The following is a 26,428-nucleotide window of genomic DNA, read 5'->3' on the forward strand; positions in this document are numbered from 1 at the left end:
ATGAAACTTCATACTGCCGGAGAGGATTATTTGGAGGCCGTGCTTATACTCCAAAAGAAGCTCGGTATGGTGCGCTCTGTGGATGTTGCCCGGTACATGGAAGTTTCAAAACCCAGCGTATGTTACGCAGTAGGAACTTTACGAGAGGGTGGCTTTTTGACAACAGACGAAAACCATTATATACACCTGACCGACCTTGGCTGGGATGTGGCTGAAAAAATTTACGAACGCCATTGTTTTTTTACTCATCAACTTATATCCGTTGGAGTTAATCCACAAATTGCAGAAGTTGATGCTTGTCGCATGGAACATGCAGTCAGTGATGAAAGTTTTCAAAAACTGAAAGAGCATGCGATGAGAGAGATTGCTTCACAAAAAATTGACAATACATTTGATGATTTTCCTGTGAAGAAGTAGAAAATGTTGCTTTGCTAAAATAGATTAAATATGAAAGACACAAAATACAAGATATTAGCATATTTTGACAATCAATCATATCGAAAACTATTCAATGAGATAAACTCAGATTATGCAGAAAATCTACAAATTTTACTGCATAATTTGAGTTTATTTTCTTATGATATGCTTGTAATAGGAGTAATCGTTTATAAAGAGAACATAAGTAATATTATATCTGCTATTAGAAAGATAACGCAGATACCAATTATTATTTTGACGGATGCATCTTCTTTATTGTGTATGTCATGGAAAAAAGAATTAATATACGCTGGTGCAGATTGTGTAATGGATATAAATAGCACTATAGAAGAAGTAGATCTGCAGATTTTTTCATTGGCACGACGAAACAATAAACAAAAAATAACTCAAAAGCAATCCGAAACGATGATTAATAAGGGAAAACTTGTAATGGATCATAAGAAACATAAAGTATTTTGGAATGATGTAGCGTTACATTTAACACGACAAGAATATAATTTTTTATACTTATTAGCGGCGACACCGATGAGAGTATACACGTTTGAACAGATTTACCAGCTTGTCTGGAAAGATTATCCTGTTGGTGATATTAAAAATATCATCTGGTGTCTGGTAAAGCGACTGAGAAAAAAGCTGAATGTTGTTGAAGATGGTGCTGGGAATTGTATCGTCAGTGTCAGGGATATAGGTTACAAATTTGAATTGAATAAAGAAAACGAACAACAGTAAGGCGAATGATCCGTAAAAAGATTGTTCGTCTTATTTTATTTATTCTGGAAAGAAGGTGATAAAAACTGACCGTCAATTGACAGTTTTCTGACCGTTAACTGACAGGTGCATCCGATACACTGTGCCTTTGTAAAGATATGATTACAAAGGAGATCCGTGTTTGCAGGGAGACAGCAGAAATGCCGGACATTCCTGTAGACAGGAAGAACGGACCAGAGCACCGCCACACTCCGATTTGATTTCGCAAAAATTCAGATCGGAGGAAAACATAAGTGGCTTACAATAAAGCAAAAGAAGAATATAGATGGAACCAGTGGAAAGCAGAGGAAGAGAAGATCCTGCGTGAACAGGGCGTGGATGAAGAGACGATCCAGAAGCTTCGGGAGTATGACTGGGACGATTTCAATGCAGAGCGGAGATTCCGGGAACACCAGACCTCGCTTCTGGACTGTATGGAACTGCTCCTGGAAGAAAAAGAAACCAAAGAGTCCCAGCCGGAGAGCGTAGAAGCCCTGCTGGATACCGTGGAGAACGAAGAACTGCTTCAGATCCTGTTATCAACTGATAAGAAAACTCTTCAGATGATTGTCCTGAAGATGATGGGATATGCACCAAAAGAGATCAGTCATCACATGGAACTGCCGGAGCAGACGGTTTATACAAGATTGCGGAGGTTACGGGAAAAGATCAAAAAGTCCATGAAATTTGAATAAAACAAAAGGTTCTCATCGGCTGACTATTAGAACGAACAGACAGGAGGATTGATACGATGGATGAGAAAGAAGGGTCCGAAATGCAGGAAGAAATGATGACGGTACTGGTAGTCGAGCCGATGAAAGCTCCCTATGTCAAGAACATCCCCAATGAGCTGGAGGATCTGCAGCAGGCGGTAGGCGGTGACATTGAAATGACCTATCCGTTTGATGATAAAGTTGGAATCCTTTTAAACGGCAATGGAAAATTTGAGGGATTGCCACTGAACCGGGCGTTATATGATGATCATGGACAGGTCTATGATGCGATAGCCGGGACTTTCCTTGTAGTAGGGCTGACAGAAGATGATTTTACTTCGCTGACACCGGGGCAGATTGAAAAATTTAAAGAAAAATACCAGTCACCGGAAATTTTTACTCTGTTTAACGGAGAACTCCATGTGATGAAGATGCCGCCGGAAGAAGCAAAAAAACAGAAAGAAAGCCGTAAGAACGATGAAAAACAAAAGAATCCGGCAAAGAAGAAAAACAGATCCGGGGATGCAAGATAAAATATTTTTTGTGAAGTGAATAAAAAAATACACTGCCATCGGCTAGTAAGCAGAGGGACATCCCTCGGCTGTTCTTTGGCAAGTGAATATCGGCACTACAGGTACGTTCCCAACCGTAGAAGCGTGACAGTATGAGCGCCATGATTAAGTATAGGGTAAAGATTCTTAGACTTGGAGCGAGAAAGCATAGCTGTGAATAAGGCGGTGGCAGCCTTTCGCCAGGATCACGGACGGGGGATAATGATACACGTTACCAGCCAGAGAGCGGAAGATGGACTCCGGGTTGTAATCAGAAAGACCCCTAGGACATCTGTGAGCGGCGGCAGGCCAGCCGCCCGCCTGTAGTGTCCCCTTTCCCAGAAGAAATACAGGGATAGTTCCGGGGGTGCGAGGTCAAATGCGGAACAGCAAGATAAAAAAGAAATCAATGAAGAAGTGTGTCGTTGATATCAGATACCATGCGGCTGTGGGAGACTACAGCCGTATTCTTGTGGTATTAACGTCACATCAAGGGGAGAGAACAGATGGAAGAAACAAAAAGAAGTGGAATGAGCAAGGATCAATTCTGGAATCTGATTGAAAAAGCAAAGGAAGTGTGCGGCATCGATCTGGATGCTTCGGCAGTGTGGATCAAGCAGCAGCTCTTCTATATGACACCGGAGGATGTCCTCCAATTCCACAATCTTGTTTACAGTTACCGGGATGCAGCTTATAAGTATGGCTTATGGACAGCGGCAGGTATTCTGATGGAAACAAGGTGCAGTGATGACAGCTTTTCCGATTTTCGGATGTGGCTGATCGCCCAGGGAAAAGATGTATATCTGAATGCCTTAAAAGATCCGGATTCCCTTTCCGGTGTAACTCCTTATGGATACTGTAGTTTTGAATCATTGGGATATATCTCATCGCAGGTCTACAGTGCCATGAAAGGAAAAAATATTTACCAGGATAGTACAGCCAGAATGCAGATGGAAAGCTATGAGCAGGTGATCCGGGATATTGTGTACCATCCCATGATCGAGTATCCGTTGGAATTGCCAGAAGCCATGGTGGTTTATCCGAAACTCTGTGAAAGGCATTTGTCCGAGCAGGTAAGGAATGCTCCACAGAAGGTAAGGACATGGAATGTTTCCCGGACGGATATCCGAAGGATGATGGCACGGGGAAATGCTGCCATAAAGAAAATGCAGGAGCAGGGAGCAAAAGCACCGGAAGCAGTCAGATCCGTCCGTAAGGGTACGGTAAGATAAGCTTCCCGGCAAGGAGAAGTAATGTGTTATAAAAATGAATATCAAAAAAGGGCGCATGGCGAAGTGGAAAGAATCTTTCGGGAACTTCTACCGGAAGCCGGGCTTCACGTAAGAGAAGAACAGATCCGTCTCTGCCATGAAATGCTGGATGCCCTTATGAAAAATGAGATCACGCTCTGTGATGCAGGAGTGGGCATTGGAAAAACCTATGCCTATCTGACTGCCTGCATCCTGATGCGGAAATATAGTGTACTGCATTCCGGTTATTCGGGATGTGACAGGCGGCCTGTGGTGGTATCCACTTCCAGCATTGCCTTACAGAAAGCTATCATAGAGGAATATGTTCCTTTTTTATCGGATGTACTGTTAAAAGCAGATCTGCTTCAGGGAGAATTAAAGGCAGTTGTCCGCAAGGGAAAGGAACATTTTGTGTGCGATTACAGGCTGGCCCAAAGACTGGAGGCAGTCCGGGATAAGAATAAAAATCAGGCACAGATGGAGGCATTGAAGTCCCTCCGGCATAACTTTGATTTAGATTCCGTACATAACCTGAGCGGTTTTGACCGCAGGCTGGTGTGCGTACCGAAATTCTGCCCCAGGGAGTGTCCGGGGAAAGCAGGATGCCGTTATCAGAAATATTTGGATGTTTCCAAAAAAGAGGAAGTTTTTATACAGATATGCAATCACAATTATCTTCTGGCAGACGCCATGCACCGGATGAATGAATACCGGCCTCTGCTGGCAGATTACAGAGCATTGGTAGTAGATGAAGCACATAAGCTCCCAGAAGCTGCCAGCCAGATGGATGGGAGAAGTATTGGAAGAGAGGATGTGCAGGAAATCTCGTATTTCTTAAACAGGGAGCATAAAAGTTCGGAAGGTAAGAGACTACAGGATTGGTTTAATACACTTTCAATGGAAATCCGTAAGGATCAGGCTGGGATGGGAGATGACATAGCTGGAAAAGAAAATTTCTATTTTCCGGCAAAGTGCCGATCTTCTCTGGAGCAGGTAAGGGGGAATCTCAGTCTTATGCTTAAAAGACTTGCTGGAAATGTCCCTTACTGGATCTTCCGGCGGCTGGAAGAGATGGAAGAGCTGTTCGGCTGGTTTCTGAAGAAGGATACCAGATACATTTTATTTCTTCAGCCAGACGGCAGGGGAGATCCTGTGTTTATGGCTGTTAGCAGAGAGATTCCAAGGTTTCTCCATGATTCCTTATGGGACAGGGGATTTCCCTCGATTCTCACCAGTGGAACTTTAAAAGCCGGAAATGGGTTTGTAAGGACCAGACAGATGACCGGGCTGGAAAAGAAAAGCAGAGTCCGGGAGTGTGTAGCAGAATCCCCATTTTGTTACAGAGAGAACTGTCTGCTTTATATTCCTGAGAATTTAAAAGCGACGCTCAAGGGAAGCCGGGAAGAGGCCGAGCAACTTGCAGGCCAGATCCGTGATCTGGTGTGTTCCACTTACGGGCATACACTGGTACTGTTTACATCTTATACCCTGATGGGAAATGTGCAGCAGCTTTTGCGGGATCAGATCCCGTTTCCGATGGTGCAGGTATGGAGAAACTCACAGGAAGAAATCGCACGGTTTAAGAAGATGGAAAATGCCGTTCTGTTTGCAGCCGGCTCCTGTTGGGAAGGTGTGGATTTTCCGGGGGATATGGTATCGTCCCTGATCATTGTAAAATTGCCGTTTGCTGTACCGGACCCCATCCATGAAGCACAAAGGGAACAATACCGATCACTGGAATCCTACATTCAAAATGTTGTTGTTCCAGATATGCAGAAGAAACTGCGCCAGGGATTCGGACGGGCGATCCGGACGGAGCAGGACACCTGTGTAGTGTCCATTTTAGACCACCGAGCGGCAAAGAAAGGAAAGTACCGGGGAGATGTTCTGGACGCCCTGCCAAAGTGCCAGATGGCAGAAAAAATCGATGAAGTAGAGGACTTTATCCGAAGCCGGAAAGTGGAGCGTTACTACAGCTGATAACATCCGTGGTGTTGTTGGTTCTGCCCAGATCTGGACAGAAAATAAGACAAAAAGTTTAGTGGTATTTCAGGAGCGGTTTTGACCGAATTGGTGGTATTTGTGATAGCTTTATCGGCATGAGTTGGGTATACTGTGTATAGCGTTAGAGGAAAGGAAGTGAGCAGGAATGAGACGATATGAACTGGAAAAAGAAAGAGAGGGTTCCACCGTTTATTTCTTTATCAGAGATGTGGAAACACTGGATATCGTCCTGCTTCCAACCAAATATCTGATGCACAAGATACGGAGTAAATGTTCACCGAATACGGTGCGGCGCTCCGCACTTGCAATCCTGTACTATCTGGAATACATCCATGGAAAGAAAAAGGAATTGACAGACGTATATCAAATGCCTTATGTTGAACAGACAAATCACTTTGTGGAATTTTTATACTGGCTGAAAGCCGGGAAGCATACCAGAGATAAAAATCACAGATCTCCAAACAATGGAACCTGCAACGCATACTTAAGAGATGTGTTCAGGTTCTATCTTTTTATAGAAGAAGAGTACCAGCAGTTCGGGGAGCTGAAAGTCCTGTCCTATAATTATTTTGTAGCCGTGGATGCAGTAGGCGTAAAGAAAAGCATACGATCAAAGAGTTTCAAAGGCTATTTAAAAGAGGAAGAGCATAAGGCGAGAGCAGCAAAGAAAGATGAAATTGTGGAAATCTTGAAAGCGTGTACCAATATAAGAGATCGGCTTCTCATGCTGCTTCTGGCAGAGACAGGCTACCGAATCGGTGAGATCTTAGGAATTGATTACAGTAAGGACATTGATTATCAGAACCACATAATCCGGGTATATTTCCGTGAGGACAATGAAAATGGAGCGAGAGCAAAGAATGCAGAATACCGAAGTGCGAAGATCAGCAAAGATACCTTCGGCTTTTTAAATCTGTATATCGCAGAGTACCGAAAACTACTTCAGCACCAGACAAGCCTGTTTGTGAATATTTCCGGGGATAATATCGGAAAACCAATGAACGTGGAAGCAGTATACTCTATGCTAAAAAGAATGGATAAGAAAACAGGGATTAAGATCACGCCTCATATGCTCCGGCATTACTTTGGAAATGAGCGGAGAAAAGCAGGATGGTCGCTGGAACTGATACAGCTGGCCTATGGACACCGCCACATCCAGACAACCATCAATTATCTGGACATTGTGGATGATGAACTGCTGGATGCCAGCCAGGAATTCTACGAGAAACACTCCTCCCTGTATGGGATTGAGGAATTGCTATAGGAGGTGGTTTTTATGCCTGCGTTTTTACAGTCTTTTATAGAGGCAGAACAAGAACGGAGCAGGCGGATTGAGCAGCTACGAAAAGAAATCCGGGAGTTTGCAAAAGAGGAAGCAGGAAGTTCCATTACAGAACAGATTCTGCTGTTTCTGGCAGATGAGATGGTAGAACATCTTTCGGAAATAGATTATGAACTGCGAATGAAATTTGAATTATATATAACACCGCTGATAAAGCGAAATTACATTTACCGATATACCGGAACGTTCGACCGGATACGGCAGGCGTACATCCGGGAACGGATGAAAACTCCGGCTGGACAGAGGGAATGTGAATGGAAATATAAAAATGAAATACTTTTTGTTCCATACCACTCAGATCCTGTAATCGTAAAGAGTGTGGAAACGGTACGGTGTCGGAGTAACATGGTCTGGAATTTTAAAGCGGCAGCCAGTGAGAAACTGAAACGTCAGATTTTTACCGTGCTGGAATATATTCTGGAGAATTATGAAATTTCCAGACTGAGGGAATATAAACTGACCGGGTTACAGCTTTTTTACGAATTTTGCATCCGGGAGCAGATTACAGATATCCAGCTTCTGGAGCTGGAACAGGAAACAGCATTTCAGGACTACCTGAAGCAGAAAGTCGAGAAAGAGCAACGGCGAAAACGACTGAAGAGCATTGTGGAAACTGCCCGTAAAGTGATTTTTATAGAAACTGATGAAACAAGATGGGATGCTACCATCTGGTATTTAGAGCGGTTTCGTATTGCCAAAGAAAGAATAAACCAGAGTGACAGTATAGAAAAAATATCATTTCAGGAAGTTCTACAGCCCAAGAATCGATTGCTGCTTCAGGAATATATGAAGTACGAAATTGGAATCGGAGAACTGGCGCTCAGTACGGTGTACGAAAGATTCCGAACCATTCGAAATTTTTTGCAGGAGATCAGCGAACTGGAAGTTACCAAGTGTGATGCCAGCCTGATTGATGTATATTTAAAGAATTTGCAGAATGGTGCTATGGGAGCAAAGACATTTAATACCAATGTTTCGGGAATACAGTTTTTTATGAAATTTCTGGAAGTAAAGGGGTATATAAAAAAGGTTCCGTTTTATGCATCGTATTACTTGGAAAAACAGATCCCAGTCCACCATGACAGAAGTGTGGAAGAGGATGTGTATATGGAAATTATCCAAAACCTCTCACAGTTTCCTGAACACCTGAGAATGATGTTTTTACATCTCTGGTGTGTGGGACTCCGGATCAGTGAGGTCTGCACCTTAAAAGGGGATGCGTATTATATCCAGAATGGTGACTGCTGGATGAAGGTCTACCAGGTGAAAATGAAAAATTATAAAAGGGTTCCCATTCCGGTAACATTGTATCGTCTGATGCAGGTTTATCTGAAAAAACACCCTACCGAAAAAGAAGCATACATTTTTCGGAATCGGAAAGGTGGAGCATTTTCCAAAAGCACCTTCATGGAGCAGATGAAAAAATACTGCTCCCAGATAGGCATACAGAATGGAGAATATATTTTTAAGTCTCATGATTACCGACATACCGTAGCAACCAATTTTTATGAGCATGGCGTATCAATCCAAAGCATCCGGGACTATCTGGGACATATGTTTGAGGAAATGACCATGCAGTATATAGATTATATGCCAAGAAAAATTGCTAAAGAAAATGACGCATACTTTGAGGAAGAGGAAAACAGCCTGCTTGCCTGTATGCAGAAAGGAGAGAAGCATGGATAATAAACTGAAATTCCAACAACTGGAATGTTATAAGCTGGCTACCGATGAGCAAAAGGAAAAGCTGAATAAGGAACAATATTTTGATCTGGATAAACTGCCGGGAAACCAGCTTCAGACAGAATTTGTCGAATACATTTACTACCGTGGAACGCAGGTATCCATCCTGACCATAAAAAGGGAAAGGCATTATTTTAACAGCTTATGTGAATTTTTTCAGAAGTCATCCCATCAGGAAAACAGCCTGCTTGACAGAGAAAAAGACTTCTGGATAAAGCAGTTGAAAATGTGGATGATACAAAACGGTAGGGCTTTGACGAAGCATAAAGTGACGAACATTCAGACTGAATCGGTGGAAAAAGCTGCCCTGATCCGGTATTTTGAAAGCCTTCTGGAATTTACACTGGACCGATCAGAAACCAATGAGCTGGCAAAGGATATCTGGCATCTGGAAAGGCTTCCGCTTATCCTGCGGACAAATCCGATTGTCAACCATAAGACACTAAATTTCAGAGGAATCCGGCAACCAGATATTCGGGAAGAAGTAAAAAAAGCAATTTACCATCATCTGAAAACCGAAGCCCTTGGCAGTATAAAACGTGAACTGTCCGCCATGAATAAATTTTCAAAGTATTTGGATGAAAAGCATTCCAAGATCAGCACCTGCGAAGAGATTGACCGGGAGATCATAGAACAATTTTTAATCAACATCAAGGTAGAATCAAACGGAGGGAATGGCATCCGGGATGACCTGCTAAAGCTTCGAAATGTGCTGGAAACAATCGGAAAAATTTATGATTTTCCACATCTTACAAAACTGTTTTTAAAATCTGATTTTCCGCCAGAACGGAAAGCAGAATTCAAATCTTATTCGGACAGTGAGCTGAAAAGACTGAATGCCCAGATTGTAAAAATGGAAGAGCAGATAGCAAGGGCAATGATCATCCACCAGATGCTTGGAACCAGAATTTCCGACACGCTGACCTTGCGGAAAGACTGCCTTTATAAACATGACCGTCAGGATATGATTATCATATACCAGCCGAAAACAAGAAGATATGAAAAACCGATCAGCCGGGAGCTGGCACAGCTGATTGGAAAGGCAGTCAGTTATGCAAATGAGCATTATCCTGAAAGCATTTATATCTTTGCGGACGAGAACAAACCGGAGAGACCAATCAGTTACCAAACCTTGCAGGATAAAGTGCTTCGAATGATCTATGAAAAAGATATCCGAGATGACAGCGGGAAATTATTCGGATTTGGAACGCATATGTTCCGGCACTGTTATGGGGTAAAGCTGACAGAACTCCATGTGGATGATTGGACCATAGCAAAGCTCCTGGGTCATAAAGGAGTGAAAAGCGTCCAGTACTACCGGAAAATGAGCAATCAGCGACTGGCAGATGAGACAAGGGAAGTAAGAAATCTTATGTCACAGATTATCTTAGCAAATCTGGACGGATGGGGAGAAGAATATGAGCAAATACGATAAGATGCTGGAATTGAATAAAAGAAAGAGCGAAGAAAAAGTGGAACGGGCAGTCCTGACAATACGGACAATGGTGTTGGAGAGAGAAAAGGTGTCCGTACCAGCACTGATGCAAAAGACTGGTTTATCTAGAGGATTCTTTTACAAGAATCCGATTGTAAGAGGTGAGATTGATGCAGCAATGGAACAGCAGGCTGGTATGGTGGATCCAAGGAGAAACATTATCAGTCAGGCGATGGAAGCGGAAATGAATCTGCTCCGGCAACAGCTACAGAAACTGAAAAGCGAAAATGAGAATCTAATAAAGGAAAACCAGAAGTTAAAAAAAGCACTATCCAAGAAAGAGTTGAATCTTATCAAACAGATTTAAGCTATATCATAATGCAAAGTAGGTCTGCCAGAATACAGCAGATCTGTTTTGCATTGTGATATAGAAACAGATTATGCTTAAAAGGCATTAAGCAACCCATAATAATGGGTATTGGACATAGAAAGCAATATGGGAGTATGATGATACCGATAAGAAATAGAGTGTACCTGAAATGCAAACTGTCACAGAAAAATTATGAACTTTATGTAAAAAGTTGCAAAATCTATTGACCTAGAGCTTACTTCAGGTTGTACCATAAAATAAAAAGAGCAAGGAGGAATTTTTTATGGATATCGAACAGATGAAAAAAGACTTAGGTGGAGGTAACGTATTTCCAATCGGTGAAGAAAACGTAGCATTCGCAAAGTATTTTACAGGTGAATGCTATTTGAATATGCTTACAACAGAGAGAGTACCAGTTGGTCTGGTTACTTTCGCTCCGGGAACAATCAATGCATACCACATCCATCATAAAGGTGGACAGATCCTTCTGGTTACTGGTGGAAGAGGATGGTACCAGGAAGAAGGAAAACCAGCTCGTGAATTGAAAGCTGGAGATGTAGTAAATATTTCACCAGAAGTAAAACACTGGCACGGGGCAGCGAAAGACAGCTGGTTCCAGCATCTGGCTGTTGAAGTTCCAGCAGAGGGAGCTTCCAACGAATGGCTGGAGTTTTTACCGGAAGAAGAGTATAACAAATTACCATAAATAAGAAAGATGGAGGTTTGATATCATGGCAAAGATCACACAGATAGCAGGAAGAAATGCTCTGGGAACATTTGCACCAGATTTTGCACATTTTAACGATGACATTCTTTTCGGAGAGAACTGGAATAACGAAGATATTGATTTAAAAACAAGAAGTATCATCACAGTTGTAGCACTGATGGCACAGGGAATCACAGATTCCTCTTTGAAATTCCATTTACAGAATGCAAAGGATCATGGGGTAACACAGAAAGAGATCGCAGCAATCATCACTCACGTAGCATTCTATGCAGGCTGGCCAAAAGGCTGGGCAGTCTTTAATCTTGCAAAAGAGGTTTGGAATGAGGACGAAGCAGAGAAATAACCTGGCAGAAACTGCTCGTCATGAAAGGGTCGCACAAAACACAGACGTGTATGCCGTTAAAGCCCGTAACTATAAGGGATTGCGGAGGGGTAGTCCAGTTTTATGCAGAAATAACTGGCATATCCATCATGCAAAAAGTGGAGGCGGACAGATTCTGGTATGCGTTGCCGGAAGAGGATATTATCAGGTAGAAGGTAAAGAAGCTGTAGAAATGAAGCCAGGCGACTGCATCAATATTCCGGCAGAAGTGAAACACTGGCATGGCGCAGCACCGGATGAATGGTTTTCACATCTGGCAATAGAAGTTCCGGGCGAAAATAGTTCCAATGAATGGCTTGAACCGGTAAGTGATGAAGAATATAGAAAACTAAAATAGGAAGGTTGAAAAAAATATATTTATTTCTCCGCGGCTTTTCTTCCAGGATGGGAGAGTGCCGCGGAGAATTTTTTGCGAAGAAAGAATTGCTATAGCTTTTGTAATTCCGGGAAAACCTTTATCTAAGAAAAAAATACAATATTAACATGAATATCATGAATATAATATTGGAGGCTGTGAATATTCCCAAATACTTCCCTCTCAGATTCCTGTTTTCTTTTGCAATATATTTGAAACTTATCAGGCTTGCCATGGATGCAATCAGAGTGCCGAGACCTCCAATATTGGTTCCGACAATTAAAGCCCGGTAATTATCTGTAAAGCCGGATAAAAGAAGCGCAGCGGGAACATTGCTCATAATCTGACTGGCAAGAACAGCAGTAAGTGTTTCCCTTCCTGCCATGATTCTTTCCAGAAAACTGCTGAATTGCGGAATCCTTCCAAGGTTGCCGATAAAAATAAATAATGCGATAAAGGTGGCAAGCAGGGAGTAATCCACCCTGCTTATATTTTCCCTGTTTCTTAGCAGCATATATATAAGAACCAATACAAGAGGAATCTGGTATGGAATGATACGTGCAACAGTGAGCAGGCAGATTGTAAATAAGATCAGGTAAGCGGCCAGGTATTCCATGTTAAGTTCTTTTCTGTCAGAGAATCCCAAAAGAGTTTTATCTTTTTCGGAACCGCATACGTGAGGTGCTTTGGCAGCGGCTACCTGTATCCATATCAGAAGAAGGATAAGTGCTGTGGCGGAATAGGGAAGCATCAGGGTTATTAATTCTGCCGCGGACATCCCTGCTCTGGCATATAGATAAAGGTTCTGCGGATTTCCGATTGGTGTGAGCATGCTTCCGAGATTAGCAGCGATTGTCTGCATGGCTACTATTTTAAGAAGCCAGTAATTGGTCAGTTCCTTTGGCAGCTTATGTACAATGATCAGTGCAAGAGGAACAAAGGTAATTAATGCTACATCATTGGTAATCACCATTGACAGGAAGAAGCATAAAAGCACCAACAGCCTGATTACACCCACAGTTCCCGATGTTCCCATCAGCAATTTTTTTGCAAGCATATCAAAAACACCAATTGCCTTCAAACCAGCTACGATTGACATCAAACAAAAGAGGAGCCCGAGAGTCCTGAAATCGATATAATTAAAATAAACCTTATCAGGTCTGATCCAGAACATAGAAAGAAGTGCAAGGATCACTGCAATTGACAAAACAGTTTCTTTCTTGAAAAAAACATATAATTTTTGTAACATAATATTTCCTTTCCGGTCTGATACGACCGCGTAAAAGTATATCACAGAAACATCCAGAAAAAAAGAACATCATTTTGTATTGTGGATTGTGTTTGCGATTACCGCCTCATTCTTGTATAATGAAAGGAGAACTGAAAAAATCTGTACTGCAGTCGTTGAAAGAGTTTCAGGCAAGGGCAAAAGCACAGGAGCAGGAAAATAAAGAAGTAGAAAAATCCAAAGCACATAAGAAGGGGGATGTAGAATTATGATGAATCTGGCAATGAACTTTGATACAGACGAATGTTCAGTAACGGCAATGTTTGATAAAGGAAACAGAAATGACACAATGGAAGCAATCGACCATATCATTCCATTTCTAAAAGGGGATGCGGATATGATCGTGCTTGTCTGCAATACCCTAAGAAAGCTGTTCTGCATGAGTGATGAAGGTTATGAGACTTTTCTTATGGACTTGGAAGATTATAAATCGGAACTGGAAGAGAGAGAATGAATTCAAGCCAGAGTGCAGTATAGCAGGTGAAAGATGAGAAGCGAAGGAAAAAGTGTCAGCATTGAGAAGTGTTAACAGGTATATATTGGAAGAATTCAGCCAGGGAAACTCTGGCTGATATAAAAACACATCTGCAGAAACAGTGACTGAAGAAATTTTGAGTAGTGGAATTGGGAAGAAGTATTTAGATACTATAATAAAGAGATTAGCTGGCTTGTATACTGACAGAGAGGACATAGTAAACAGATTTGCGTTATTATCAGGGATTGTAGGAGATTCCGAAGAGCTTTTGTTCAGATGATGAAACAATAGGATTGGTACAGGAATTATATAGAACAAAAGTTAATAAAGGGATTTGTTGCGTTTTCCGCTATAATAATCTGCCAGCAAAGAATGTGTTGCCTGAATATGTTTGTGATTATAAGAAACGAGCAGGGTTATTTCAAAGATCTGCAGATTTAGAGTAGTTCTTTTTTTCTGAGAGAAAAATTAAAAATCGTTTTTGGTTCTTCTGGAGAGTGATTATAGCGTTTGGGAAACATCCGGAGAAACCATTACCTCAGGGTGTCGGTAAAGTTCTTTATCAAAGAGAGCTTTGAGATGCCCTTTCTTTTTTTATCCAAATCTTTCCTCTTGTTTACATATATAAACCTAAGAAAAAACTTGACGTTTAAATATTACAAGTGTAATATTTAAGAAAATACGAAAAAAGGAGAAATAAAACTATATGAGAAAAACGAAAAGAAAAAAACACACGAAGACTATCACAAAAATAGTTTTATTTAGCGGTATATTGATTGGTGGTGGAATCGGTATTGTAACAATAATGAATCGTAATGTTCCTGAAAAAAGACTAATGGAATATATGAAATATATTGAAAAAGGGGAATATGAGCAAATGTATGCCATGCTGGATCAGAAAAAAAGCAGCATGAACAGTAAGGAAGAATTTATAGAACGAAATTCTAAAATATATGAAGGCATTGAGATGTCTGATCTGTCCATAACCGATATTACAGCAAAAAGAAAAGAAAACGGAAATGCGGCAGTTTCCTATACAACAAATATGCAGACTGCTGCAGGAAATGTAGAATTTACCAACAATGCGGTATTTTCACATAACTGGACAGGATATCATTTAATCTGGCAGGATCAGTTGATTTTTCCAGAGTTATCTGCAACGGATAAAGTTCAGGTAACGTTAGAAGAGGCAAAAAGAGGAAATATTTTAGACAGAAATGGTCGCCAGCTGGCTGGAGAGGGAACTGCATCTTCGGTAGGAATTGTTCCGGGCAGAATGGAGAACAGGGAAGATACAATAAAAAAACTGGCAGAGTATCTTGGAATTGGAGCAGACGAAATTGAGGATAAGTTAAAAGCCGATTGGGTAAAAGCAGATTCTTTTGTACCAGTAGCAACAATTCCTAAAATACAAGAGGTCGATCTTCTGACAGTGAATCCGGATGAAACTGTTCTGGAAGAAAAAGAAAAGCAGGACACATTATTGAAGATTCCAGGTATTATGTTATCTGATGTAAAAGTACGAACTTATTATCTAAAAGAAGCTGCCTCTCATCTGGTAGGGTATGTACAGGCGGTTACAGCCGAGGATTTGCAGGAACATAAAGGGGAAGGGTATCGTACAAACAGTGTGATTGGAAAGACGGGACTGGAAACGCTTTATGAAAAAGAACTAAAAGGGACAGATGGGTGTGAGATCTGTATTGTAGATGCAAATGGAAATAAAAAAAGTGTCATTGCATATGAGCCTAAAAAAGATGGAGAAGATATCCATACTACGATTGATGGCGATCTTCAAAGTACTCTTTATGAACAATTTAAAGAAGACAGAGGATGTTCTGTAGCCTTGAATCCTTATACAGGGGAAGTACTGGCGTTGGTAAGTACGCCATCTTATGATAATAATGATTTTGTACGTGGAATGGACAATAGCCAGTGGAGTGCATTAAATGAAAATGAAGACAGGCCTTTATACAACCGCTTTCGCCAGACATGGTGTCCAGGCTCAACTTTTAAACCTGTAATTGCTGCAATTGGATTAAAAGTGGGGGCATTTACTGCAAATGACGATTTTGGAAATGAGGGTCTGGCGTGGCAGAAAGATTCCTCGTGGGGAGATTATACAGTGACTACACTTCATGATTATGAACCTGTGATCTTGAAAAATGCGCTTATTTATTCAGATAATATTTATTTTGCAAAAGCAGCATTAAAAATTGGTGCGGATCAACTGATGCAGTCTATAAATCAAATAGGATTTAATCAGGAACTTCCATTTGATATTAAAATGTCAGAGTCCCAATATTCTAATATGGACAAGATAGAAACAGAAATCCAGCTTGCTGACAGTGGGTATGGACAGGGACAGATTCTGGTAAATCCTTTGCATCTTGCAAGCATTTATACGGCTTTTCTAAATGATGGAAATATGATAAAGCCATATCTTCACGCGGATGGTGGAAGCACTTCCAGTGAAATCTGGATAAAAGATGTTTTTTCACCACAAATTGTTTCGGAGGTTATGGAGGGGTTAGAGGGTGTAGTGAATAACCCGGAAGGAACTGGTTATGGAGCATGCCGGGAAGACATTAGATTAGCAGGAAAAACCGGAACAGCGGAACTGAAAGCTACAAAAGAAGATACATCTGGAACAGAAATTGGCTGGTTTACAGTTTTTACTACAGATAGAGATACAAAGAATCCTATTTTGCTCATCAGTATGGTAGAGAATGTGAAAGATATTGGAGGAAGCGGTTATGTGGTGGAAAAGGATAAGGCGATACTGGATGAATATCTTGGTAATGAATAATTTTTACCTTTAAATATTACAAATGTAAGAGGAAAATGATATGAAAAAAATTTGGAAAATATTTGTGGGAGTTATTTTTCTTGCTGTCTGTAGTGGATGTGGCATAAAGAAAGAGCAGAAAAAGACAATTGAAGATACGAAAGAAAAAATTTACAGAGAGTGTGAAATGCTGGCAGAAGACTATCAGAGCATATATGAGAATGCTGCGAAAGAAAATGCACTATATGAGCTGAGTACAATACAAAAAAGTATGGATTATTTTGGAAAATATGGATATGCAGTAATTGATTCCTACAATCAGCTGGATATGGTTCAAAGTATTAAAGTAGATGATTTTTTGAAAAAAGCAGAAAAAGAGAAGAATGGAAAAACTACTATATTTCAAGTTATAGCAGGAGATCATTTTATTCGGTATGATCTGAAAACCAAACAGGGGAAAATAGACGTTGAAGTAAGCTCTTTTAAATGGAAAGAGGATACTTGGCAGGAAACATATTATCATGAGTTTAGAGCTAATTCATGGAAATATACAGAAAACGGGTATTTCTTTATGGAAGAATATCATCCGGCTGGATATGATGGACCGTCTGGATATCGGGCCTTTCGGGTAGTGCCGTTAAATAAAAAATGCAGGGAGCTGAATCGAAAATATATACTTCCTTTTGGATATACACTTAATAAATTGTTTACTTCTAATTGGAGTGAAAAAAATTATGATGGAATAAATTTTTATGATGTTTTTGACCGTTTACTTTCAATGGAAGAAAAAACTGATGAATTTAAGGAAGGAAAGACTTATGAAATCCCAAAAGAATCATTTGAAGCGATATTTCAAAAATATTTTAATATAAGCGCAGAGATACTGCAGACAGGAACGGTATTTCACACGGAAACACAGACATATCGGTATCGAACCAGAGGAATCGTATATGATTTTGCTCCCACACCATATATTCCATATCCGGAAGTTGTTTCCTACATAGAAAATCAAGATGGAACAATAACACTGGAAGTAAATGCGGTATGGCCACAAAAAGAATTAGATCAGGCGTTTTGTCATAGCGTAACCATTCGGCTGTTAGATAAAGATAGATTTCAATATGTATCCAATTATGTATCAAGGTCAGAAATAGAGGTTACCTGGTATACGGAAAGATTATTAGACGAAAAGTGGGAGGAATGTTATGGAGATAATTGATATGAGTACAAAAAGAAAACTGAAAAAGATGGTGAGTGTTTTATTTATTTTGGGATGCTTTTTCATAGGAAATACAAAATGTAAAGGGGCTGATTTAGAATATATTTCACAGGAAACTGCGAATTATGCTGTACAAGAAAGAGGATATGATTTGCCAGTAGATGAAGTCGTGAAAGAAGAAGCTATTGAAGATTGTAAGAATGTTATGAATCAGATGAAAGCCATTTATCAAAAGGCGGATAAAGGAACTTCATCGAATGTAGTAGTTTCTGAGACAGTAATGGAAGAAATGCAGGAAGTATTAAAGGAAAAAAATGTCCCTGTTATTACATCAGCGCCGTATTCAAATATGGCTAATTATTCTAAAATGGAAGAATTTCTTTTCAGGGCAGAACAGGATCTGACAGGAGATATCGTCTTATATAGGATTAACAGGGATGGTGGGATAGAAAGACTCAAATTCAATTATGATGGGACAGATATGTATTTGCTGGCTGTGAAAGCTGTTTGGGGTATGAACGACAATCCATCTATTGTATATGTTTCGTATACAAGGATAGAAGAATGGAAATATACAGAAAAAGGCTGGTTTGGTTATACGCTATGCGTTCCAAAGTATCCGGAAGTATCAGAAGCGGTTGATGGCAGTTCTATGATAAGAATTAAACCTTTAAGTGATGAATGCCGGGAAGTTTCGAAGAAGTGTGTGTATTTGCTTGGATATCAGGGGAATAATCTTTTATGTTCTGATTGGGATAGATCTGATATGGAAGGGTTAGATTATAATGGTTTATATGAATATTTATATCGAATGAAATACGGGGAGAGATATGAGTTTTCAGGTAACTCAAGTGGAATTCCGGCAGAAGAGTTTGAAAATCTGATAATGGAGTTTTTGCCGATAACAGCGGAGCAAATTAAAAAATGGGCAGTATTTGATTCGGAACATCAAACTTATGACTGGGAACGATTAGGTTGTTTAAATTATAGCCCTACTTATTTTGGAACATCTTTACCGGAGGTCGTTGAAATAAGAGATAGCGGAGAGGGAAACAATGTGCTGGTTGTTGATGCTGTATGTGATACATTTATATGTAATGATGCCGTTATTACAAGTGAGCTGACTGTTAAGTTCAACGATGATAAGAGTTTTAAATATATGGGGAATAAAATTCTGAATAATGGTACGAAAGAAGTTCCCAAATATCAATATAGAATAAAAAGAAAGAACTGATAACAACTATCAGCCCTTTCATATTTGTTAATTCCATATATGTAATTTTTTTAAGATATCAGAAGTGATTTCAAATGCTTTTTTGCCAGTTGCATTAGAATCACTTTGGATATTGGTTGCAAAATAATAGCTGTTATCGGAAGTTTCTACATATCCGATAAACCAGCCGTTGATATCCTGTCCGTTGACACGACCGGTTCCAGTTTTTCCGTAGAAATTACCATTAGGTGTACTGGCAATTTTTATAGCATTTTTAACAGAAAATACATTTTGGGAATTTAGATGGAATTCATTTGTGTTAAATTTTTTCAATAATGTTACTTGCTCTAAAGGCGAGATTTTTAATGAAAAATCGGACCAGTATAAATCCAGATTTGAACTGGTTGTCTGGTTTCCATATTCTATTTTATTCAAAAATCCCTGGACTCTGTTAATTCCGAGCTGCGAATCAATTGCCTGGAAATACCAGTTAACGGAATTTTGCATAGCAGAGTTTAAATCCTGATCAGCTTCCCAGGATGGAAAAGGAAAGGCATCACCATTCCATGTCATGGAAGAGTGTTCTGGTGTGATGATTCCGGATTCCAACCCTAATAATGCATCGTATATTTTGTAGGTAGACTCTGGCGGAATACGTTTGGTGGCTTCTTCAAGATTGTATATTTTCCAGGAATCCAAATTATTGTCATACAAAACAAATGATCCATCATATGTTCCAAATGTTTCGGATATATCTAACAGGGAGATATTTTTGTCTGTATCACTAAAATGATATACGCTTTGAGTAGAGGCATCAATGGATAAAATGGGTGTACATCCAATAAAAACAGCACTAATGACCAGATAAATTATCAATGCTCTCATTTTTTGATAAAGAGTTTCTTTCCTAAAAACGGCGATGTTGAGAATACGTCGTTTCATCTGCCTGAAATTTCCGGACATTCCAACTGCCAGTGGAGAGGAAAAAGAGGATATTTTTTCTGCAAAATTAATCAGTGTAGTTCCATAAGCTTGGTATTCATCAGCAGAAATCATCTGCAATACAGCAGAATCACAGGCTATTTCACGGTCACAGAGAATTTCTTTTAAAGTGTACCAAACAAAAGGGTTAAACCAGTAGAGTATATTACTTATGACCATGAGGAAGCCAATAAATGTATCTTTGTGACGGTAATGCTGTAATTCGTGTAGCAGCATAAAACGCATATCATCAGGATTCAGTTCGGAAATTAAATGGATGGGAATGTAAATTCTGGGATGTATTATTCCGATTAAAACTGGTGATTTTAAAAATGCAGTACTGTAGACTGATACTGGGTGAGAGATTTTAAGTTCCTTTAAACAATTGTAATAAATAGTTTTTACCTGCTGATTTTGAAGCGGGAGAGCAGATCTTTTTATGGAACGTACATAGTTTAATGAATGAAGGGTGAGGACTGACATAATCATAACACCCGTTATCCATATTAGAAAGAGTATGGTATTCAAGCCTCCAGAAAATTGACTACTGATGGAAACTGAAAAATCATTCACCTGGTTTAACAAAATATTTTGTGTATTACTGGTAAGTTCGGATAGCGTGTCGGTACCAGAGTTAAGTCCTGTGTCAGTTTGAAAAAAATGTAACCATGAAAAAAGTTGTGAGCCATGAATCTGTACAGGAAAAAATGGCACGGCAAGTAGTAAAAATAAAAGAAAACAGAGATGGTACTGTGTAGCCGCAGATAAATATTTTTTCAGAAGTTTTTTTGTTCCGATTATTACAAGTGTAAAAATACATATGAAGATATTACTGATTAAAAAGTGGATAATCCAGTTGCTCATTCAAAACCTCCTATTTCTGATGTTTTGATAATAAATGGCGTAAGTTATCAATTTCTGTTGAAGAGAGCTTATCGTCTTCAAGGTAAGAAGCCAGCATAGAAGAAAGATTTCCATTATAATATCGCTTTAAAAAAGAATTGCTTTCCTGGCGTATATATTCATCTTCTTGGACTAATGGAGTATAGACAAATACCCGGCTTTGTTTTTCGTAGGAAAGAGCTTTTTTGGAAACAAGTCTCTTGATAAGAGTTTGAATTGTTTTTGGACTCCAGCTGGTAGTTAGAGTAAGTTTTTCTGTAATTTCATTTGTATTGATGGGAGCATATTTCCATACAATTTTCATAACTTCAAATTCGGCTTCTGAAATTTGGGGTAGTGACATAATAAAATCCTCCTGCTAAATCCTACATATGTAATAAATATATTATATTACTTGTAGAAGAAAAAAGTCAAATGGCAGATGATATATAGAATATAAAATTAATAATGTAGAGGCAATAAAGGTGAAAAAGATAGAAATTATTGAGAGAATCACAGATGCTAATGGAAGCATAAGTGAAAACATATTGACTAGCTGGGAACATAAAAACCAATTCATACCGGAAATTATAAGGTTTGGAGAATTAAAAATATATCTACAGGAACGAATTGTTAAAAAGAATGATAGTGATGTTCATCTTTCAAAATATGAATATGATATTTTACTTCTTTTAGCGAAAAGTCCAGGTAGAATATTTGGAAAAGAAATGGTTTATGATCTGGTATGGAATGAACCTTATTCCGGTGATTATAATGTGGTTATGCGACATATCTGCAATATCAGAGAAAAAATAGAAGATGATCCTGGACAACCATTATATATACAAACAGTACGAGGTGTGGGATATCGGTTTAACGGGAATTTAGGCAGCGAGTGAAATCGCTGCCTATTATTATGGTTTTACAAAGAAGGGAGTTGGTTATGAGAAGATCTTTGTATTTCAGGAGCATCCTGTTTGAGATATTTGGACAGGTTTTGATGTATCAATTCCAACTCTTTTATTTCTTGCTTAAAAGAAACGTATTGAGTATTTAGTGATTCCTTTCTGGAAATAAGATCTGCAATTTGCTCTTGTAACTTATTGGAATTAAGATGCTTCAGATCCATGCCATTTTCCTGTAAAATATGTTCAGCACCCGCGAAAAGAATAATTTGAGATTCATATTTACGGAAATAACGATCTGGATCTTTGGAGCTTTTATAATGGTCGTCGTAAATTTTATTTTTCTGATATTGTTCGGCATATTTTAGCATTTCTCGAAGATGGCGTATCTGAGACTCGAGAGAAACAACAGAGGTATTTACCTCTTTTTGCTGCATATGTAACAAGGCTATGCGGTCTTCAAGTCCTGAAAAATTATGTAGATTATGTGTGAACATCTTGTTATATTCAGCAGAGACAATTTTTAAATTTTCCTTATTTGCCCATTTCTGAAGTCCAATGTTTCCTGCTATATTGGGAGTGTTGGTGTCTATTAACTTATTACGAACAGAAGGAACAGTATCTCTTTAGTGATTTTGGGATTTTTATACACATTTGCCTTAATTGCTTATGCAGGCGGTGAAGTGGACGCTATCGAATTTTCAACATATGAAAATATTTGGACTTTAATAAATGCTTTGCAAACCGTAGCTTACGCTGTTTTAATTTCTGTTATGTTTTCAACATTTATCATCAAAGAGTATGCTGGAAAACTTAATTTACTTTTGTTTACTTATCCTGTTGATAAATCTACCCTTTTGAAAGCGAAAGTATTATTAGTAGCTTTTAGTGGAATTGGTGGTATGCTTCTCGGAAGTGCTTTGATTTTTTTAATTTTCTTTATTACTGAACGCATATTCCCTCTAGTTCCCGATACTTTTTCTTTTGGAAATATCATTAAAATATGGAGTGAGTTATTATTATGTTCTGTGTACGCTTTATGCGTTGGCATAGTAGCTACAAAAATAGGATTTATAAAAATGTCTGTGCAGACAACGATTGTCAGTGCAATTATTATAGCTAGTTGTTCAGCAAATGTTATTTCTACTATGAGTTATACTAATTTTCCTTTTCTCTTTTTGTGGGGGATTATGGCTATAATTTCCATAATAAGTTATTGTAATATTGTACACAAAACAATTCGTATGGATATTTAATAAAAACAAAGTTTATTATGTCTTGAATAATGATTTTAGTAGCGTATTTGAATTTCAGTTTTAATACTGATGAATTTATAAATTTGCAATTATGATAAGAAAGGTTAAATATGATAAGTCTAAGAAAACGAGATATAAAAAAGGCATTAAAAGCTGGTGCAAAGGCTGGCGGTGTATCATTGGCTGATGTTCGGGCTGATATTGAAGCAACGATTGATGAAGCTATGGATAGTGCCGACCCAGAGGTGCAGACAAATTTCAAAAAGTATTTTGGAAATAAACGCCCTACACCAGAAGAATATATTTACAAGACAATGAGCGACGAAGTGTATCAAGCCTTTCAAAACATACTGAAACACCGCAGGAAACAGAAGAACCTTGTGATTGACGGATATAGTGTTTTTTTATTCATCAACCGCAATGGCAATCCACAAGTGGCAGTAAATTATGAAGCTGTATTCCGAAAACTTGTAGACAAGTACAACAGCAAGCATGAAGAACCGTTACCGAAGATTACACCTCATGGTCGAGTTATAATAAGGACAAGTTAGAAAACTCCAGTAAATACAAGGGGTTGCACTAATTTAGTCCTTATTTTTAATTTCCTGAAAAGGGAAAAATAAAGCAGCGCTGTCATTCCAGAATATGAATTATTACAGATTCAGACTGGAAATGGATTTGTGTAAGACAAGAGTAAAAACAACAGAATTATTGTAATTATAGGACTGAATTAGCTCGCACGGAATATAGATTCCGGATGTCTAATTCAGTCCTCTTTTTGATTGATGACGATGAAAGGTGATGAAAAATGGCTAGAATTATTTCTATTGTAAACCAAAAAGGGGGAACGGGAAAATCCGCATGTACAGCTAATTTAGCAGTAGGATTAGCACAAAAGAATATGAAAGTGTTGATTGTAGATGCCGATCCACAGTCTGATGTATCCGCAGGATTTGGATATCGTGATTGTGATGAAAGTAATGAAACACTTACAGCTCTTATGGATACAGTAATGAAAGATGAAGATATTCCTTCAGACTGTTATATCAGGCATCAGGCAGAAGGAATAGACATTATCTGTTCTAACATTGGACTGGCAGGTACGGAAGTACAGTTGGTAAATGCAATGAGTAGAGAATATGTATTGAAACAGATTTTATATGGTATCAAAGATCAATATGATGTAGTCATCATTGATTGTATGCCATCATTGGGAATGATTACGATTAATGCGCTGGCTGCATCAGATGAAGTCCTCATTCCAGTTGAAGCATCCTACCTGCCAATCAAAGGATTGCAGCAGTTGTTAAAAACAATCGGTAAGGTCCGTAAGCAGATTAATCCGAAGCTGCAAGTCGGAGGTATTTTGTTTACGATGGTCGATGCTCATACGAATGATGCCAGAAATAACATGGAACTTCTCAGAAATGTATATGGAAGTCAAATTCATATCTTTGATAATTATATTCCATTTTCTGTAAGAATGAAGGAAGCAGTCAGAGAAGGACAGAGTATTTTCTCTTATGATCCGAAAGGCAAAGCTACAGAAGCTTATCGGAGAGTGACGGAGGAGGTGCTGAAAGATGCCATCTAAAAAAAGAGCAACTCCCATTTCCTTACAGCCACTTGATGCGTTATTTGGAACAAACGAAGAAACAAACAATGGAATTTGTGAGATAGAAATAGGAAGCCTTCATCCATTTCCAAATCACCCGTTTCAAGTAAAAGATGATAAGAAAATGGAAGAATTATCAGAAAGCATTACACAATATGGCGTGTTGGTTCCTGGTATTGTGCGATTGAGAGAGTCCGGTGGTTATGAGCTGGTAGCTGGTCATAGGCGAAAACGAGCATGTGAACTTGCGGGATTAGAGAAAATGCCTGTTATCATCAAAGATCTTACAGATGATGAAGCGACGGTGATCATGGTAGATTCCAACATTCAACGAGAAGAGCTGCTGATCAGTGAAAAGGCATTCGCTTATAAAATGAAATATGAGGCGTTAAAGCGTCAGGGAAAACGGTCTGATTTAACTTCTTGCCAAGTTGGCAAGAAGTTGGCGGCAGAAGAAGTCAGTCAGAATACAGGAGATAGTTCCAGACAGATTCTTCGATATATTCATCTGACAGAGTTAATCGCAGAACTTTTAGAACTGGCAGACGAGAAGAAGCTTCCCTTTAATACAGCTGTTGAAGTTTCATATTTGAGAAGTGAAGAACAACAGATATTGCTTCAGTATATGAGTAATCACAATATGGTACCGTCTATGAAGCAGGCAAAGGAATTGAAGCAGATTGCAAAAGAGCAGATGTTGACATATTCAGAGATTGACCAGATCTGTATGAATGAAAGTACTGAGAAAGTACAGGTACAGATTCCGGCGAAAAAGCTGAAACAGTATTTTCCTGAGTCATATTCTAAAGCTCAGATGGAAGAAGTGATATTTATGCTCCTGGCATCATGGGCAGAAAAACAATAATATGATATGCGAAGTTGGACAGAAGGAATGAAAAGATGATGATAGAAGATGTAATTAAAAAATCAATACTGCCACTGGCATTTATGCTATTCTGGTTCTGGATGGTATCCACCATCATGAAAGTCAGTGGACAGACAGACTTATTCTGGTGGATATTTCTTTCCGGACTTCCATTTGGAATACATAAAATGCGGCTGGTCCTGATTCCAAAAGGAATGGATATAACAGCAACACTTGGGATGGCTGCATTAAGTGTCATTATTGGAGCATTGATTGGAAGCATCATGATTCCAGTGTATGTGATCAGAGCGATATACGTGTTTATACGGTATGTCATTGGAAAATAGAATATTAGATTGATAAGAGGCAGGCTTGCGAAAATAAAAATCGTAAGTCTGCCTCTTTTTTTGTGCTTAAAAACAGGCAATTCAGGGGAATTCCCTTTTGCAAATATATATATTCTTGGAGGATTTTTAAGATGAGAGAGCGAATTGAAAGTAAGCATGTAACAAAGGAAATCAAAAGTCAGATGCCAGTGATTCCGGTGGCAATTGTTAAAGAAAGAGGCTGTACGTTCTGCCCATATTATCTGGGCAATTATGAGAAACAGCCACGCTGTATGATGAAAACCTGTGCCTGGGATGATGAAAATGAACGTTTCCATCCAGTTCTTCGTGAACTGATCCCATTTTACAAAGAGAAGATGGAAAAAGCAGAAGAAAAATTCCTGGCAATGAAAAAGATTTACACAACACTGTTAGGAATGTTTGCCGATGAAATGAAGCAAGAAGAGTTGGAAAAAGATGAATGTTACGGATGTGCCTATGGAAAATGTGGACCATGTATCGGTATCTGTTACAAATCAATGAAAGCATAGGAGGGGT

At 39.0% G+C, this 26,428-nt stretch carries 25 protein-coding genes and 3 pseudogenes; 24 read left to right on the forward strand and 4 right to left on the reverse strand.

The genetic code is table 11. From position 1 onward, the window contains the following. From LJE11_RS01400 to LJE11_RS01460, 13 genes and pseudogenes are all read left to right on the forward strand, one after another. A complete protein-coding gene (locus tag LJE11_RS01400) occupies positions 1–417 on the forward strand; it encodes a metal-dependent transcriptional regulator (protein ID WP_006428313.1) in 417 nt (138 codons plus the stop codon). 30 nt (positions 418–447) lie between these two features. Further along, a complete protein-coding gene (locus LJE11_RS01405; protein WP_006428314.1) occupies positions 448–1,167 on the forward strand; it encodes a winged helix-turn-helix transcriptional regulator in 720 nt (239 codons plus the stop codon). 272 nt (positions 1,168–1,439) lie between these two features. Further along, complete coding sequence (locus tag LJE11_RS01410; RefSeq protein WP_008400020.1) at positions 1,440–1,880, forward strand: ECF-type sigma factor; 441 nt, start codon at positions 1,440–1,442, stop codon at positions 1,878–1,880. A 56-nt stretch (positions 1,881–1,936) separates the two neighbouring features. Then, the gene (locus LJE11_RS01415) at positions 1,937–2,431 is read left to right on the forward strand and encodes a DUF3846 domain-containing protein (RefSeq protein ID WP_015513389.1); all 495 of its coding nucleotides are present in this window, start codon (positions 1,937–1,939) and stop codon (positions 2,429–2,431) included. Between the two features lie 524 nt (positions 2,432–2,955). Then, positions 2,956–3,681: a DUF4240 domain-containing protein gene (locus LJE11_RS01420; RefSeq protein WP_015513390.1), complete on the forward strand. Its 726-nt coding sequence runs from the start codon at positions 2,956–2,958 to the stop codon at positions 3,679–3,681. 21 nt (positions 3,682–3,702) lie between these two features. Then, positions 3,703–5,679: an ATP-dependent DNA helicase gene (locus tag LJE11_RS01425; protein WP_015513391.1), complete on the forward strand. Its 1,977-nt coding sequence runs from the start codon at positions 3,703–3,705 to the stop codon at positions 5,677–5,679. Between the two features lie 169 nt (positions 5,680–5,848). After that, entirely contained in the window at positions 5,849–6,967 is a 1,119-nt protein-coding gene (locus LJE11_RS01430; RefSeq protein ID WP_015513392.1) for a tyrosine-type recombinase/integrase, read from the forward strand. 12 nt (positions 6,968–6,979) lie between these two features. Further along, on the forward strand, positions 6,980–8,731 hold the full coding sequence (locus LJE11_RS01435; RefSeq protein ID WP_195278058.1) for a tyrosine-type recombinase/integrase: 1,752 nt from the start codon (positions 6,980–6,982) through the stop codon (positions 8,729–8,731). Further along, a complete protein-coding gene (locus tag LJE11_RS01440; RefSeq protein ID WP_227295351.1) occupies positions 8,724–10,223 on the forward strand; it encodes a tyrosine-type recombinase/integrase in 1,500 nt (499 codons plus the stop codon). The genes LJE11_RS01435 and LJE11_RS01440 overlap by 8 nt, the downstream gene beginning before the upstream one ends. Then, on the forward strand, positions 10,207–10,590 hold the full coding sequence (locus LJE11_RS01445) for a DUF6262 family protein (protein ID WP_015533403.1): 384 nt from the start codon (positions 10,207–10,209) through the stop codon (positions 10,588–10,590). Before LJE11_RS01440 ends, LJE11_RS01445 begins: the two co-directional genes overlap by 17 nt. A 286-nt stretch (positions 10,591–10,876) precedes the next feature. Continuing rightward, complete coding sequence (locus tag LJE11_RS01450) at positions 10,877–11,299, forward strand: cupin domain-containing protein (RefSeq protein ID WP_008400007.1); 423 nt, start codon at positions 10,877–10,879, stop codon at positions 11,297–11,299. 25 nt (positions 11,300–11,324) lie between these two features. Further along, positions 11,325–11,639 (forward strand): annotated as a pseudogene (locus LJE11_RS01455) (carboxymuconolactone decarboxylase family protein); the annotation flags it as partial. Between the two features lie 127 nt (positions 11,640–11,766). Then, a pseudogene (locus LJE11_RS01460) lies at positions 11,767–12,039 on the forward strand (cupin domain-containing protein); the annotation flags it as partial. Positions 12,040–12,157: 118 nt separating this feature from the next. Here LJE11_RS01460 and LJE11_RS01465 read toward each other — a convergent pair. Further along, positions 12,158–13,306: an SLC13 family permease gene (locus LJE11_RS01465; RefSeq protein WP_020994035.1), complete on the reverse strand. Its 1,149-nt coding sequence runs from the start codon at positions 13,304–13,306 to the stop codon at positions 12,158–12,160. Between the two features lie 247 nt (positions 13,307–13,553). On the opposite strand from LJE11_RS01465, the gene LJE11_RS01470 reads away from it, so the two are divergent. From LJE11_RS01470 to LJE11_RS01485, 4 genes are all read left to right on the forward strand, one after another. Then, positions 13,554–13,799 carry a transposon-transfer assisting family protein gene (locus LJE11_RS01470; RefSeq protein WP_144137110.1) on the forward strand — a complete coding sequence of 82 codons (246 nt, stop codon included), beginning with the start codon at positions 13,554–13,556 and terminating at the stop codon, positions 13,797–13,799. A 727-nt stretch (positions 13,800–14,526) separates the two neighbouring features. After that, a complete protein-coding gene (locus LJE11_RS01475; protein WP_144137109.1) occupies positions 14,527–16,629 on the forward strand; it encodes a penicillin-binding transpeptidase domain-containing protein in 2,103 nt (700 codons plus the stop codon). A gap of 40 nt (positions 16,630–16,669) precedes the next feature. Beyond that, entirely contained in the window at positions 16,670–17,827 is a 1,158-nt protein-coding gene (locus LJE11_RS01480) for a DUF6070 family protein (protein WP_118339510.1), read from the forward strand. After that, positions 17,814–19,061, forward strand: coding sequence for a DUF6070 family protein (locus tag LJE11_RS01485; RefSeq protein ID WP_118339508.1), 1,248 nt, complete (start codon positions 17,814–17,816; stop codon positions 19,059–19,061). The genes LJE11_RS01480 and LJE11_RS01485 overlap by 14 nt, the downstream gene beginning before the upstream one ends. Before the next feature lie 27 nt (positions 19,062–19,088). On the opposite strand, the gene LJE11_RS01490 is transcribed toward LJE11_RS01485, so the two are convergent. Together LJE11_RS01490 and LJE11_RS01495 are read right to left on the reverse strand one after the other, a co-directional pair. Next, on the reverse strand, positions 19,089–20,885 hold the full coding sequence (locus LJE11_RS01490) for a BlaR1 family beta-lactam sensor/signal transducer (protein ID WP_020994034.1): 1,797 nt from the start codon (positions 20,883–20,885) through the stop codon (positions 19,089–19,091). A gap of 10 nt (positions 20,886–20,895) precedes the next feature. Beyond that, entirely contained in the window at positions 20,896–21,270 is a 375-nt protein-coding gene (locus tag LJE11_RS01495) for a BlaI/MecI/CopY family transcriptional regulator (RefSeq protein ID WP_092073165.1), read from the reverse strand. Between the two features lie 118 nt (positions 21,271–21,388). On the opposite strand from LJE11_RS01495, the gene LJE11_RS01500 reads away from it, so the two are divergent. After that, positions 21,389–21,802, forward strand: a complete 414-nt coding sequence (locus LJE11_RS01500; protein WP_005426519.1) for a winged helix-turn-helix domain-containing protein — start codon at positions 21,389–21,391, stop codon at positions 21,800–21,802. Between the two features lie 23 nt (positions 21,803–21,825). On the opposite strand, the gene LJE11_RS01505 is transcribed toward LJE11_RS01500, so the two are convergent. Continuing rightward, positions 21,826–22,305 (reverse strand): hypothetical protein, encoded by a 480-nt coding sequence (locus LJE11_RS01505; RefSeq protein ID WP_226839781.1) that lies wholly within the window; start codon positions 22,303–22,305, stop codon positions 21,826–21,828. A gap of 186 nt (positions 22,306–22,491) precedes the next feature. Between LJE11_RS01505 and LJE11_RS01510 the strand changes: the two genes are divergently transcribed. From LJE11_RS01510 to LJE11_RS01535, 6 genes and pseudogenes are all read left to right on the forward strand, one after another. Then, complete coding sequence (locus LJE11_RS01510; protein WP_173684671.1) at positions 22,492–23,064, forward strand: hypothetical protein; 573 nt, start codon at positions 22,492–22,494, stop codon at positions 23,062–23,064. A 110-nt stretch (positions 23,065–23,174) separates the two neighbouring features. After that, a pseudogene (locus LJE11_RS01515) lies at positions 23,175–23,375 on the forward strand (hypothetical protein); the annotation flags it as partial. 497 nt (positions 23,376–23,872) lie between these two features. Then, complete coding sequence (locus LJE11_RS01520) at positions 23,873–24,658, forward strand: ParA family protein (protein ID WP_227295363.1); 786 nt, start codon at positions 23,873–23,875, stop codon at positions 24,656–24,658. Continuing rightward, positions 24,648–25,544, forward strand: coding sequence for a ParB/RepB/Spo0J family partition protein (locus tag LJE11_RS01525; RefSeq protein WP_012744321.1), 897 nt, complete (start codon positions 24,648–24,650; stop codon positions 25,542–25,544). The genes LJE11_RS01520 and LJE11_RS01525 overlap by 11 nt, the downstream gene beginning before the upstream one ends. Before the next feature lie 35 nt (positions 25,545–25,579). Further along, on the forward strand, positions 25,580–25,891 hold the full coding sequence (locus tag LJE11_RS01530) for a DUF6050 family protein (RefSeq protein ID WP_215708070.1): 312 nt from the start codon (positions 25,580–25,582) through the stop codon (positions 25,889–25,891). A gap of 131 nt (positions 25,892–26,022) precedes the next feature. Next, the gene (locus LJE11_RS01535) at positions 26,023–26,421 is read left to right on the forward strand and encodes a hypothetical protein (RefSeq protein WP_008688044.1); all 399 of its coding nucleotides are present in this window, start codon (positions 26,023–26,025) and stop codon (positions 26,419–26,421) included. Positions 26,422–26,428 lie beyond the last annotated feature (7 nt).

The organism is Blautia sp. DFI.1.216 (assembly GCF_020594215.1).
GTDB classification, from domain to species: domain Bacteria; phylum Bacillota; class Clostridia; order Lachnospirales; family Lachnospiraceae; genus Blautia_A; species Blautia_A wexlerae.